The organism is Photorhabdus sp. RM322S, from assembly GCF_042879395.1.
In the GTDB taxonomy this organism is placed as follows: domain Bacteria; phylum Pseudomonadota; class Gammaproteobacteria; order Enterobacterales; family Enterobacteriaceae; genus Photorhabdus; species Photorhabdus khanii.
The window spans coordinates 1-12,576 of record NZ_JBHFKW010000001.1 but is presented as its reverse complement, the minus strand read 5'-3'; the positions used below and the strand labels follow the sequence as shown (position 1 = coordinate 12,576).

The 12,576-nt window shown below is 40.1% G+C and carries 19 protein-coding genes and 2 pseudogenes; 18 read left to right on the top strand and 3 right to left on the bottom strand.

Translation table 11 applies throughout. The features are described 5' to 3' along the window. The first annotated feature begins 49 nt into the window (after window positions 1-49). The 7 genes and pseudogenes from ACGF63_RS00105 to ACGF63_RS00075 all read left to right on the top strand — a co-directional run bounded on the left by ACGF63_RS00105 (window position 50) and on the right by ACGF63_RS00075 (window position 4,887). Window positions 50-730: a GNAT family N-acetyltransferase gene (locus ACGF63_RS00105; protein ID WP_387628043.1), complete on the top strand. Its 681-nt coding sequence runs from the start codon at window positions 50-52 to the stop codon at window positions 728-730. A gap of 70 nt (window positions 731-800) precedes the next feature. After that, window positions 801-1,652 (top strand): 3-hydroxyacyl-CoA dehydrogenase family protein, encoded by an 852-nt coding sequence (locus ACGF63_RS00100; RefSeq protein WP_036847937.1) that lies wholly within the window; start codon window positions 801-803, stop codon window positions 1,650-1,652. Window positions 1,653-1,858: 206 nt separating this feature from the next. Further along, a complete protein-coding gene (locus ACGF63_RS00095) occupies window positions 1,859-2,317 on the top strand; it encodes a hypothetical protein (protein ID WP_387628041.1) in 459 nt (152 codons plus the stop codon). A gap of 134 nt (window positions 2,318-2,451) precedes the next feature. Beyond that, window positions 2,452-3,102, top strand: a complete 651-nt coding sequence (locus ACGF63_RS00090; protein ID WP_036847936.1) for a DUF4431 domain-containing protein — start codon at window positions 2,452-2,454, stop codon at window positions 3,100-3,102. A 422-nt stretch (window positions 3,103-3,524) separates the two neighbouring features. Continuing rightward, on the top strand, window positions 3,525-3,791 hold the full coding sequence (locus ACGF63_RS00085; protein ID WP_036847935.1) for a hypothetical protein: 267 nt from the start codon (window positions 3,525-3,527) through the stop codon (window positions 3,789-3,791). A gap of 23 nt (window positions 3,792-3,814) precedes the next feature. Continuing rightward, window positions 3,815-4,291: pseudogene (locus ACGF63_RS00080) on the top strand (phage tail protein); the annotation flags it as partial. Next, entirely contained in the window at window positions 4,291-4,887 is a 597-nt protein-coding gene (locus ACGF63_RS00075) for a tail fiber assembly protein (RefSeq protein WP_036847931.1), read from the top strand. The pseudogene ACGF63_RS00080 and the gene ACGF63_RS00075, both read left to right, overlap by 1 nt. Window positions 4,888-4,949: 62 nt before the next feature. On the opposite strand, the gene ACGF63_RS00070 is transcribed toward ACGF63_RS00075, so the two are convergent. After that, window positions 4,950-5,090, bottom strand: a complete 141-nt coding sequence (locus ACGF63_RS00070) for a hypothetical protein (RefSeq protein WP_157890146.1) — start codon at window positions 5,088-5,090, stop codon at window positions 4,950-4,952. 460 nt (window positions 5,091-5,550) lie between these two features. Between ACGF63_RS00070 and ACGF63_RS00065 the strand changes: the two are divergent. Further along, window positions 5,551-5,925 (top strand): annotated as a pseudogene (locus tag ACGF63_RS00065) (IS5 family transposase); the annotation flags it as partial. Between the two features lie 863 nt (window positions 5,926-6,788). Here ACGF63_RS00065 and ACGF63_RS00060 read toward each other — a convergent pair. After that, window positions 6,789-7,940 (bottom strand): type I restriction endonuclease, encoded by a 1,152-nt coding sequence (locus ACGF63_RS00060; protein ID WP_036847927.1) that lies wholly within the window; start codon window positions 7,938-7,940, stop codon window positions 6,789-6,791. A 9-nt stretch (window positions 7,941-7,949) separates the two neighbouring features. After that, complete coding sequence (locus tag ACGF63_RS00055; protein WP_387628036.1) at window positions 7,950-8,651, bottom strand: S24 family peptidase; 702 nt, start codon at window positions 8,649-8,651, stop codon at window positions 7,950-7,952. Between the two features lie 110 nt (window positions 8,652-8,761). Here ACGF63_RS00055 and ACGF63_RS00050 point away from each other — a divergent pair, with 110 nt between their 5' ends. The 10 genes from ACGF63_RS00050 to ACGF63_RS00005 form a co-directional block, all read left to right on the top strand. Next, complete coding sequence (locus ACGF63_RS00050) at window positions 8,762-8,920, top strand: helix-turn-helix domain-containing protein (protein WP_240042332.1); 159 nt, start codon at window positions 8,762-8,764, stop codon at window positions 8,918-8,920. 249 nt (window positions 8,921-9,169) lie between these two features. Beyond that, window positions 9,170-9,466 carry a CII family transcriptional regulator gene (locus tag ACGF63_RS00045; RefSeq protein ID WP_387628032.1) on the top strand — a complete coding sequence of 99 codons (297 nt, stop codon included), beginning with the start codon at window positions 9,170-9,172 and terminating at the stop codon, window positions 9,464-9,466. A 133-nt stretch (window positions 9,467-9,599) separates the two neighbouring features. Beyond that, window positions 9,600-10,400: a helix-turn-helix domain-containing protein gene (locus ACGF63_RS00040; RefSeq protein WP_387628030.1), complete on the top strand. Its 801-nt coding sequence runs from the start codon at window positions 9,600-9,602 to the stop codon at window positions 10,398-10,400. Continuing rightward, entirely contained in the window at window positions 10,397-10,819 is a 423-nt protein-coding gene (locus ACGF63_RS00035; RefSeq protein ID WP_387628027.1) for a hypothetical protein, read from the top strand. The genes ACGF63_RS00040 and ACGF63_RS00035 overlap by 4 nt, the downstream gene beginning before the upstream one ends. Then, window positions 10,747-10,986: a DUF6475 domain-containing protein gene (locus ACGF63_RS00030; RefSeq protein ID WP_387628300.1), complete on the top strand. Its 240-nt coding sequence runs from the start codon at window positions 10,747-10,749 to the stop codon at window positions 10,984-10,986. The genes ACGF63_RS00035 and ACGF63_RS00030 overlap by 73 nt, the downstream gene beginning before the upstream one ends. Continuing rightward, complete coding sequence (locus ACGF63_RS00025; RefSeq protein WP_387628025.1) at window positions 10,986-11,432, top strand: hypothetical protein; 447 nt, start codon at window positions 10,986-10,988, stop codon at window positions 11,430-11,432. The genes ACGF63_RS00030 and ACGF63_RS00025 overlap by 1 nt, the downstream gene beginning before the upstream one ends. Beyond that, a complete protein-coding gene (locus ACGF63_RS00020) occupies window positions 11,429-12,088 on the top strand; it encodes a metallophosphoesterase (RefSeq protein ID WP_139655481.1) in 660 nt (219 codons plus the stop codon). The genes ACGF63_RS00025 and ACGF63_RS00020 overlap by 4 nt, the downstream gene beginning before the upstream one ends. 22 nt (window positions 12,089-12,110) lie before the next feature. Continuing rightward, complete coding sequence (locus ACGF63_RS00015) at window positions 12,111-12,302, top strand: ClpX C4-type zinc finger protein (protein WP_387628022.1); 192 nt, start codon at window positions 12,111-12,113, stop codon at window positions 12,300-12,302. Beyond that, complete coding sequence (locus ACGF63_RS00010; RefSeq protein ID WP_387628019.1) at window positions 12,262-12,453, top strand: NinE family protein; 192 nt, start codon at window positions 12,262-12,264, stop codon at window positions 12,451-12,453. Before ACGF63_RS00015 ends, ACGF63_RS00010 begins: the two co-directional genes overlap by 41 nt. Continuing rightward, on the top strand, window positions 12,425-12,576 hold a 152-nt coding region (locus tag ACGF63_RS00005; protein WP_387628297.1), incomplete at its 3' end, for a recombination protein NinG. The genes ACGF63_RS00010 and ACGF63_RS00005, both read left to right, overlap by 29 nt.

Here is a 12,576-nt window from a genome sequence, read left to right as displayed (position 1 = left end):
TATGTCTTTATTTTCACAAACGATAACTGACTTCTGGCGGACACCATTTTTGAACGGAGACGTTCTTTATCGTGATGAAGTCTTTACTGTTGTTATCAACCCTGAACTGAGCGAAGACCGTCGGGTCATGGTGCTGGAAACTTCCGATGGCCGGATTATGGCGGTCCTGACACCGGCGCTGGCCGATAAGTTAAGCCTATATCAGCGACAAGATCTGTCTGAGTCGATGTTTCGCCGGAAATTGAATGAAGCGGGAGTCACTCTGCATGGTGCAGACTATCTTTTTTATTTTTCAGAAGCGGATAAGAACGTATTGCTGCAAGAAAACCTAGAAGGTGTCTTGCGTCGGTTAACAGAGCAAGATGATGCGGTTTTCTCCGAGTTCCAGTCCTCCGCTTCGGAACAAGACTTGGACGACGCTTATGTGGAATTGGATCACTGGGCAGTGTTCGGTTCTTTTGAGCAAAAACGTCTGGTCAGCGCCGCCAGCATGTATCCTTGGGAGAATGCGCCAATTGCAGATCTCGGCGTACTGACTCTAACGCCCTTTAGAGGAAAAGGTCACGCTCGCAAAGTAGTACGTTCAATCAGCAAGTACGCCTGTGATCAGGGATATGAACCTCAGTACCGATGTCAGCTTGATAATCAGACGTCTGTGTCGCTGGCTAAAGCGGCGGGTTTAACGCTATTTGGCAAGTGGGAAGTGATCTCTCCCGATTCCACTGATTGAGCGATGGTTGTAATCCAAGAAGTGAACCTGAAATAGAAACCTGTTAAAACTCAATAAGAAAGTAGTCACTATGTCAAAACTTAAAATAGCCGTGGTTGGCGGCGGAAATATTGGTTCCAGTCTTGCTTTCGATTGTGCTCTGAAGGGGCATGATGTGGTTGTTATTGAAAAAGACGCGCTCTCTTGCGAACAGAGCAGGGCGCGCATCACGGAAACTGCCGGCTACGCCCCCTTATTCAGCCCGCTCGCCAAAGGAAAAACACCTGAGGAGATACTGTCCAACATCATCTGGTCGCAGGATTTGCAAGCCGTGTCCGATTGCGCATTTGTGGTGGAAAACATCACGGAAAATATAGCGCTTAAACAGTCGTTATATGCGCGAATGTCTGAGTTTATCGCGTTCGATGCAGTGCTGGCGGCGAACACTTCCTGCATTCCTATCACTAAACTGGGTTCGTTCCATAAAACGCCCTCTCAGGTGATTGGCGTGCATTTTATGAATCCGGTTTATCTTAAGCATACCGTAGAGGTTATCGTCGGCCTTAACACTTCCGAACAAACCAAAGATCGATGCCTGGAGATCCTGGGTATGTTGGCTAAAAAAGCTGTTGTGGTGAAAGACGGCCCCGGTTTTGTCTCCAACCGGATTTCCCATTTATTTATGAATGAAGCCGCTTTCACCATACAGGACGGCGTAGCTCAACCCGCGGACGTGGACGCCATATTTAAAGAATGCTTCGGCCATAAAATGGGGCCGCTCGAAACGGCAGACTTGATTGGCATTGACACGGTGGTAAATTCCCTCGATGTGCTCTACCAGATGTTTCAGGATTCAAAATACCGGGTTTGCCCACTGATGCGGACAATGGTCGATGCAGGTCATTTGGGACGTAAATCCGGCAGGGGCTTTTACACTTATTAAATATTAGATCCTTTGCGGATCAGATAATCACTTTAAATACGTAGTGTATATGTTAATAACAACAAGCCACCTGATTTGGTGGCTTTTTTGTCGCATCTCACATTAACCGCCTCTGTGAAGTGAACTCTTATGTATGGGTTGGTGTCTAACATTATTTAAATAGTTTTGAATGGTTAGAAATAAAAAAATTGGAGTGTAAATGTATTATGAGGAAATTAATATTATTGATTTTACTGCCATTTTTTGCATTTGCTAATAATGGTGCCAAAAGAGATAAGAATATGAACATCTCTATTGTAGATGGTGAATATTCTTGCAAGGTAAGAAGTGCTCCTGACGGCGGGGGGGCATTTAATGAGTTAAATAATCAGCCAATTATAGGGAATGCAATATTAAATATATTCGGAGACGGCGCTCAGAAAAAAATAAAAATTGATATTCCAGATGTAAATAATACCTTTGAGTTCTCTGCTCCGTTAAAAGAAAAGAATTCCCTGATGATCAGTTATGTTATGGCTGGTAAGAAATCAATGTCTGTAGTAATGGCGACTGAGCAATACGGAATCAATGTACTTCTGATGAGAAAATCTCTGGATGATGGAGTTAATATAGTTTTGACAAATTGCCTGTTGAATAAATCCGGTGATTCGGCTAAATCCCGTTAGATCTTCGTGTATCTTGTCAGAAAAGCATCGCAAGCGGAAAGACAAATAGCAATGCTGAAAGAAATAGTAGATAAGCAAGATAAAATGATTAGTGAATTATAAGAAATTAAGCGTAATTGATTAAGGAGTAAAGGATGTTGAAGAAGGTTGCTGTTGTTTTGTTTCTGGTGTCTTTTGCTGCCAATTCTGCCAGCTTTGACTGTACAAAAGCGGCCAGTCAGGCTGAAAAGCTAATCTGTTCGACCACCACATTATCCCAAGCTGACGATAGCCTGTATATTGATTACCTTCAGGCGAAATTGGCTACAGCCAACAATGCAGACTTTAAAGCGTTGGCAAAACAAAATTGGAAACTTCGTGAGAAATGCACAACGGTTGAATGTCTTCAGAATTGGTATCAACGGTCATCTGAAATGTACAGAAGAATTGCAGCGAGTAAAACAACAGAGAACTGCCATGAAGAAGGGCAAAAAATAACACTTGATGGCACGTTACTAAGGATCACCTATCCTGGCCCACCAAATTACGAAAGCGTGGAAAACGGGGATGACCCAGAGACTTATTGGGTGCTGCAACCGGATAAGGCGATAGGATGCGCTAAGGGTGCACCAGAATGGGGGGATCGTAACTTTATGCAACTGGTAGTCCAGTCTGAATTTTATAACGAGTATCGAAGCCTTGTCGGGCGCCGTGTGAGCGTAACTGGAACTATTATGTATGCGATTTCCGGACATCACCATACACCAATCATGCTCGAAACCCAGCGGATTGAAGCTGCTAAATAATCTAGAGGTAGTAACGCAGGAAGTTTTGTTGAATAATATTAAATAAAGCCTCTATGGGGCTTATTTTTTACCCATTGAAGTTGATGATAGATATTTATTGAATTGCGGGAAAGGATGAAAGGAAAAATATTTTCAGATGTTAAATGTAAATTTTGAATATATTTTCGATCCCGAAATATTGAAATACTTATTTCTGTTAATTATATAAAACAGTTAACCTTATAATAAATAGGAATGCCGCATTATTATTTTTCTGAACTAGACTTTGATTGGTGTGAATTGAATAGGGAGTGTTTTTATAATAACTTAATATGTTTATTACATGATAAAATCATTTAATTTAAGAGGAGTATATGAGCAGGAAAATAATTTTAAGGCTTTATATATTAATGATAATGCTAATGTCGTGAGTCAAGGAAAATATGAAGATAGCCAAACTCATTGATCAATTAAATTTGGGCAATAACGACACATTGGCGGTTACACAAAAGCTTGTTCAAAAAATAATAAATTCATTACGTGAAGAAATTAATATACTTGTGGGTTCTCCTATTCCGTGGTCATTGCCCGATCTTTCAGTAAACGCTGTAAATTATCCAACTGGAACAGAATGGTCAGCGGATTCTAATTTTATAGGAGTGTCAAGACCACGAAACATGGCATTTAACTATATTGTAAGGGTAGCATAATGAACATATCTGTACTTGAAGAGATCCCGGTAGGAATACCACTTCCTTGGCCGACTAACATACCACCAAATGGGTGGGCGAAATGTAATGGAGCGATCTTTGATAAATTTTTATATCCAAAATTAGCGGAAGCTTATCCTAGTGGCATATTACCCGATTTACGGGGTGAATTTATTCGTGGCTGGGATGATGGGCGTGGGGTGGACGTTAATCGATATCTACTTTCCAATCAATTGGCAGATATTGCTCCACATAGTCACAGGATTGGCCGGATGTGGTCCAACTCAAATGCTGGAGCCGAGGGTTTGGGTACACCAAGCCGTATTCTCAATAGTGTCTACCAAGGCGTTAACTACGGAATTGATTCTCGCGGACTGGGCATTGCTATTGGAATGGGATCGGGTGGTTTCGGTTATATGGATAATGCGGTTGCTGCTTCAACAGGAACAGAAACACGTCCGCGAAACGTAGCATTTAATTACATTGTGAGGATTGCCTGATGAATAAGGCTGTACTGGATAAAAATAATATTGCTATCAGTACCGGAAGTATCATTGTGTTTAATTACGATGCGATTACGCTAGAGTATTTAAACAGTACTGATGAGTATCTTCCTGTTGGTGTCGGTCTTCCTGCTAATTCTTGCACAGATGCACCACCTGATACCCAAGAGGGATATGTTGCCTGCCGTTCATCTGATTTAAGTAATTGGATGATTGTACCCGATTACCGTGGAAAAGCAGCTTATAACATGGAGACACGTTTACCGCAGGAAGTTACTGAAATCGGTGAGCTACCCGAAACCCTGACTTTCAAAAAACCCGTCACCGATTACGATAAGTGGGATGGTCAAGAGTGGGTAGTTGATAAAGACCTACTGAAATCCCATCAAATCGAAGAGGACAAACAGCAGAAAGCAACACTGTTACGACAAGCGAATGAAACACTATCGTTACTTCAAGACTCTGTTGACCTGGAAATCGCGACAGAGGCCGAAGAAATCGCTTTATTGGCATGGAAGAAATACCGGGTATTACTGAGCAGGGTAGATATTTCACAGGCTCCCGATGTTGAGTGGCCGGAGGTGCCGGAGTAAGGAAAGGTAAATAGGATGAGGTAGAATTATAGTGAAATGTGATTTGTGCCATAAAAAGCTACCTAAAGGTAGCTTTTCTCTAATCCTTGGATAGAGCGCTTATATTCAATTTTCCTGTGCTCGATAATTTCTTTATTTGAATAGCCAATTTTATTATAGAGTTCCGTTTCTTTATTTTCCCCCTGATGTTGATGAATATTCATTTTATAAGTCCTCGATTTTATATCCCCGGATATCGAAATATTTCTTTATTTCATTGAAGCAAGAGGTTGTTGAATTAAATACATCTTCTGTATTTTCCTGTATAATAACATCCTTGTTTGATGTTATCTATTTCAATTATGTTCCCGTCTTTAGTTGAGATAGTTATAAAAGAATCACAATGAATCTTAAACATAATTACCTCATGAAGATTAGCGTTAATGTCCTAAAAATAATACATTGCTATTAACTAATCACTTTCGCTAATCGTTTTTTTTCATATTGAGCTAACTCGAAAAGTTGCATATTGCAGCATTAGAGTTGCTAATTAAATTAACATTTAATGCTAATGATTTATCTTGGTTAAATTCAAGAATTATTTTTTCTTGATTCTTATATAGTGTCGTCATAAATAAATTCATGTCATAATAACCCCATATTACATGAATGGATGACTTAACCATGAACACACCAGCACACCGCCGTCACGATATTTCTGATCATGTTTGGTGTTTACTTGAGCCTCACCTGCCAGGACGTAAAGGTGCCTGGGGACGCATCGCTTATGATAATCGGTTATTTATTAATGCCGTGTTCTGGATTTTACGGACAGGTGCACCCTGGCGAGATTTACCGCCCGATTATGGTGACTGGAAAAATACGCATCGCCGTTTTTGTCGGTGGCGTGACAAAGGAATATGGGAAGGATTGCTTGAGCAGCTCATCTCTGAACCGGATTTCGAATGGTTGATGATTGATGCCAGTCACATTAAGGTTCATCCCCATGCCGCAGGCGCAGAAGGTGGCAATCAGGATATGGGGCGGACAAAAGGGGGCTCAATACCAAGAATACCGTGCGAATCAGATCTTACTTTAAATGTAATGCAATCATTTTCCCTTGTTTGTCTGATGATAATTTGATGATTTTTGGAGAAATATTTGTCGTAGGGAGATTATCATAATAAAAAACATCCTTTCCACACTTTTGACATGTTGCATTAGGGATTAGGAAGGATGATTTTGTGCTTAACTTTCTATCTTTGGATTGATGTTTTGGTGTAACTACATGAGATTGGATATTATAATTAGCAGCAATTTCGTCATCTACTAGCATGGGTACAACTCGGCCGTTAATTGTTCTGAAAATCGTTTTACCCATTTAATAACCCCCCCACTAATCCTTTTAAATTAAGCTCTCGCCGTTTTTTCACCTGATTCCAAAATCTTAGCATGATTTCTATGTTTTGCTGAATAAAGAGCTACTTTACTTATACAGCAATTATTGAAACTTGGTGTTGGTTCTTGTTGCTCTTCGTTGCCTTTAACTTGAGTGATTAGACCGAATATGACATTTGCACTGTCGTTTTCTGGCGTGTGCTTGAGAGTTAATACCTTGCGCGGCTCGGTTTCTACACCAAAAGCTTTATCAATAATGTTTTCCAGAACTTTTGTTTCGGACTGGCGAATATGTTTACTTCCAGATTAACGATGTTGCACTTATTATGTGAATCTACCTAATACTTTATATAAAACAAGAATTACTTGTTTAAAACAAAGGAATGCTCATGGAAATTTATATTTACTTGTTTTTAAAATGGATTTATTTTTGTGAATAGTTTGAAATGTGACCGATTAGGCGTTTTAGGTTGGTAGTAAGAAGCGAGTGAGGGAAAGCCACCGCTTGGCAGTGGCTGATATAACTATTGCGCTTTCTTTCTAAAGTTATTGTCGTTTTTAACGAACTCGAAAGCATCAAGGATAATACCTGTAATCCTCAATATATCTTCTGGGGATTCGATAAATATTCTTGAGTTATTAACAGATAACCCAGCTCTATTAACTTCGTTAGTTAGGATGTCAGTGATTTCAATAGGTATCAGGATGTAAGGTTTATTCTTTTTGTCAAAGTACCTTATAATCCATCTGTTTGATTTTCCTTGATAAAGAATGCCAAAGTAAGATTCTGTATCCTTATATTGCAAATCAACAGAATCGCCAACTATTGATTTTGCTTTTTCATATAGAGTCAATTCGTTCTTAGTGGTAACAATATTAGGATTGTCTGGATCTGCTATTTCTTCTAATTCTTGCAGGCTCTCTTGAGATTCTATTTCGTCTGGAGTGCCATCAATCGGAACATGTTTATTTGAGAGACCAGAAACAACCATTGCGCTAACAGATTTCTCAACGGCTTGCTTTACCAGTGGAGTGATTGATTCAATAAAACGCTGATTTAATTGGCGTTCGACGTTAGACCTACTGGCAACATACCTTACAAACTCACTATCAACATCCCTCAGGCTGGTGCTAATGGTTTTAGTGAAGGTGGATAGGTAAACGCTTTCTTCTGCGAGCGTTCTTAGTGCTTCTGGTTTGAATTTATCGTGTCTAAATCGATAGAGTTGGCTTACGTCTGCATCGCTAACTTCATCCATTTTGATACGTAGGAATGGCGTAGGGTCCATTACGTTTTTTTGCTTTAAATCGGTAAAGAAACGCCACTCTATTCCATTTGTAATGGCCGAAATAGTTACTTCTGGAGTGGAATTAAAATATCTAGATAACTGAGGACAGTGATTATCCAGCTTTTCGCTGTATCCTTTTGCCTCAATAAACATTACTGGAACACTTTGGCAGAACAAGGCGTAATCAACTCGTTCATTTGCTTTTACGCCGGGGAAATCTGCCCCATACTCAGCTTTAACCTTTTGAGGATCATACGGGTTAAACCCCAGAATATCTAAAAAAGGCAATATTAATGCCTGCTTAGTTGTTTCTTCGGTGGTGCAGTGTTGCCCGACGTTATTAACGTGGTTAACATGATGTTTTATTTTTATCTTAAAATTTTCCATTCCATAACCTTAGTAATCTAAAACGGAATACCAGAACATTCTTCCGATGATAAGCACTTGATCCTCATCTGTAACCTCATCTTCGTATTCATCACGGTTGTAGCTTCTGATAAGAATTTTTCCTTTCGGGCGTCTATAAAGACATTTCAGGCGTTTTAATCCATCCTGTTCAATTGCATACACTTTTCCATCAATAATTTTTTTATTAGAGATATCAATTGCTATTGCTGTTCCATCTGGAATAACTGGCTCCATGCTATCGCCTTTAGCTGGAAAACAAGCAATTGTAGAGCCATCTGTTGGGGCACCTATTCGCCGTAATGTTGATTTGGAAAATCGTAATCTATATTCGCTATAATCCACATCAATACACCGATCAGTACCGCATGCGAATTCAATATCTTTTAAAAATGGCACCTCCACCTCGTCGTTGTCTAATCGTGTGCTACTATCCCATGGTGCAACGGTTGTCCACTTGCTCTCTGGCGGAACTTGACCTATATCCTTTTTTAATGCTTCGCCAAAAAAAAGCCAATTCACGTCAGCATCAAGAATAGATGCTAATGCTGTTAATCTTGACTTTCTTGGTTCTGTGCTTGATTCCCACTGTTGTACAGACTGTGGCGTGACACCAAGCATATCTGCCAGTTCAGCTTGAGTTAATTTTTTTGCAAGTCGAGCTTGCTTGATTCTTTCATGCATCGTTTTCATATCTCAAATATACAAGCGACACTTTTATTTTTATAGCAAGTAAAACTTTATTTTTTTAAAGTATATCTTGTATTTTATTTAGTAACCATTAGTGAAAAAGGGAAATTCATATGAGTGTACTGGAAACAACGATTAGAAAAGCTGGAGGTGTTCCAGCGTTAGCTAAAATGCTAAATGTTAAGGATCAAGACATTCGGCAATGGATTAAAAAGGGTACATTCCTCCTGCGAGATATGCGCAAATCTATGAGCAGCTTGGTATCCCTTTAATTGAATTAGTCAGAAATAAGTAATCTCCCACTTCTTTACAATGAATGCTCAGCCCGTGTGGAGAATCCCTACCCAACCCACAATTAGTGGGTAAGCCCATCAATTTGCGAACCTCTTAATGAGTTGTATAAATCTGCATCGATCTTTTGGTGCCAAAATATAACCATCACTTATCCTGAGATAGGTGATATTTTAGACTACTTATTAAGCAAAATTAATTTAAGGAAAGTATGACATATGGATAGGGCAATGGAACGCAAAACTATGGAAATCGAATCACGAATACGAAAGGGAATTGTCATTACCGGGCCGAAGCATGTTGCAAATGCGGTCGGTGTACATCAATCACAGATAAGTCGCTGGCAGACAGAGCAGACGGGCTTTGTTACAAAAGCCGCTAAATTGCTTGCTGCAATCGGTTTTGATGCTCCAGTGAGTGAAGTTGTTATTCACGGAGAAGAAACAGCACAGATAGCTAAAGCGTTGCAAGAAATGCTATCTCACTTAAAACAAACCCCATCTGATGATGACAGACGGGGTTTATAAAATATCAATATGAATCAACAGGGGAGCTCTCATTTCCCCTATATACCACTAATAGCGAGGTAATTATGAATGGGAAGCCAGTTATTTTCAATGCTGAAATTTAGGCTTAAGACAATAGAGACGGGGTTAAACAATGAGTATGAACTTAATGGCTCATGTAATGAGCGTCAAAGTGGGCAACCCGCTCCGCAAATTGATATTACTGAAACTGGCAGATAATGCTAATGACCAGGGAGAGTGCTGGCCGTCTGTGCCTTACATTGCTGAACAATGTGAAATGTCAGAACGTTCAGTACAGAATCACATTAAGCAGCTTGTTAAAGATGGCTTTCTTTGGATTGAGGAAAGAAAGTCAGAAAATGGGTTAAACAAGTCAAATGTATATCACTTAACACTGGGTCATGGTGTAAGAAATAGTGGTGCAAATGCTGCACCCTATGATGAATTTCCTGCACCACCTGGTGCAAATGCTGCACCGGTTAGTGGTGCAGGAGCTGCACCCAGAACCAGTCACTCTTTAGAACCAGTCAAAGAACCTGTTACCCCTATAGTCCCCAAAGGGGGCGATGTTGAAAAGGTTTTTTCCTTCTGGCAACAAACAATGGATCACAAATCAGCAAAGCTTGATGCAAAGCGGAGAAAGCGTATCGCGGCAAGACTGGCTGAAAAATTCACTTATGAGCAACTCTGTAAGGTGATAACGGGAGCAACATATGATCCCTGGTTGATGGGCAAGAATCCGCAGAATCGCCGATATGATGGGATAGATACTCTTCTCAGGGATGCCGCGCAAGTGGAGCGATTGATTGCTTTGTCTGACAATGAACATGCGATAGCAGTTTCATGTGGTAAATATTCTGGCGTAACTGCCCGGAATATACAGAACATGCAAAGCTGGATACAGAATACAGGAACAACAGGAGCACCGTTTTGAACGATATAGAAAAATCCCAGTTTGCAAAATCAATGGCAGCAGTGGGTGAAATTTACGGGCGTGAAATTTCAGAAATCATGATTGGTATCTACTGGAATGCTCTCAAAAATTACGCTATGGCTGATGTACAGCGTGCATTTCAGAGACATACACGGGACACAGACAATGGGCAATTCTTCCCAAAACCGGCAGATCTGATACGCCATATTGAAGGTAACAAAGATGGTAAAGCGTTACAGGCGTGGTCTAAAGTTTATCGGGCCATTGGTAGCTACGGACGCAGAAACAGCGTAGTTTTTGATGATCCAATTATTCACTCTGTAATTACTGAAATGGGTGGGTTGAACTGGCCGGCATTGCAGAAGGCGACGTTCCGTTTCGCGCGAAAGAATTCGAAAAACGTTATCGGTCTGCGCTGATAACAGGAGTGGATCACTATGAGCAGATCCTGATTGGAATGGATGATGCTCATAACATCCTTTCGGGACATCAGGATAAGCCACAGCCATTTTATATCGGAAATAAAGAGCAATGTCGTTTGATTAGAAGGGGCGAAATTGCATTGGAGCATAAAGAGGTGGCCTGATGCTTGAAAATTTCTGTCTGCATGAATCAACAAAGAAGGTATTTTACGAAAACCTGAAACAGTTACTCGCCACTCATCAAAAACTCAGCATTTCAGCAAAACCCTATAAGCACAAACGAAGCCTTTCTCAAAATAGCCTTTCACACGTCTGGTACAAAGAAATCAGTGATTATCTGATTAAAGCAGGTCGTACTTGGTGTACTCCTGGATGGGTGAAAAAGAGCCTCAAGGCAACATATTTAGGGTTTGAAGAAACAGAGTTCGTCGATTTTGTTACTGGCGATAAGTACACGAAACAGGAGTTAAGGCATACGTCAGATTTAGATACTGGTGATATGCATGAATATCTGCAAAAGGTTGAAGCTTGGTGTGCTCAATTTGGATTGATCCTGACAACGCCAGCCGATTGTGAATATATGAAATTAAAACAGGAGCAAGATAGATGATGGAAATTAGAAAAGGAAATTATTTGAAAATTAACGGCACACAATACGACAAAATATTTGTTGTTGGTGATATTCACGGTTGCTATCAGCTATTAATGAATAAGCTACAGCAGGTTGATTTTGATTATGAAAACGATTTATTAATATCGGTAGGTGACATTATTGATAGGGGTGATCGAAATGTTGAGTGTCTCGACCTGATAACACAAAAATGGTTCAGGGCTGTTCGTGGTAATCATGAGCAAATGGCAATAGATACGCTATTTAATGATAGCGATGGCTATATGTGGTTTAGCAATGGCGGCGAATGGTTCCTCAATCTTGATTATGAACAATATATATTAGCAAAGGTGTTATTGGCGAAAGCCGAACAATTGCCACTTGTTATCGAAGTGAACACGGCTGGTAAGAAAATCGTCATTTCTCACGCTGATTATCCAGATAATGAATATGAATTCGGTAAAGATGTTAACTGGCTGGATGTTATTTGGAATCGCGAAAGAGTCGATAATGGTGTTTGTCATGAAATTGAAGGTGCTGACTTGTTTATATTCGGGCATACACCGGTATCAAAACCGATGAAGATCTGTAATCAAGAATATATCGATACTGGCGCGGTGTTTGGCAATGAGTTGACGATAAAACAGATTCAGTAAGATTAAAGTGGGAGCAAGATAGATGATAGCGGGTAATAAACATTGGTGTAACTTTTGTGGTAAATCGCAAGATGAAGTAAACGCGATAGTGGCAGGCAACAACGTTGATATTTGTGACGGTTGCGTTCTTCGCTGTGTTGCGACGCTAGTATTGAGAAATGGAAATAAATTAAATGAGTCAACAAACATCACAGACTCAACGAGTCATCAATAATCTAATCTATAAAGTCCCGTCTAATAATAAATCAAAGAAAGTCCCAGCAGAGTCCGAAGTTAAGACGTTTGATTACGTTTATAAACTATTGCGTGCGAAGTGGGATCGAAGGAGAAATAGAAATGAAAAAACCAGCGAGGCGGAAATGTAAGATATGCTGCGAATGGTTTATGCCAAAATACCCTAATATATATTGGTGTAATCCTGAGCACGGTGCGGAATTAGCAATCAGAAAAAGAAACAGAGACAGGGAAAAAGCCAGGGCAAGATCTCA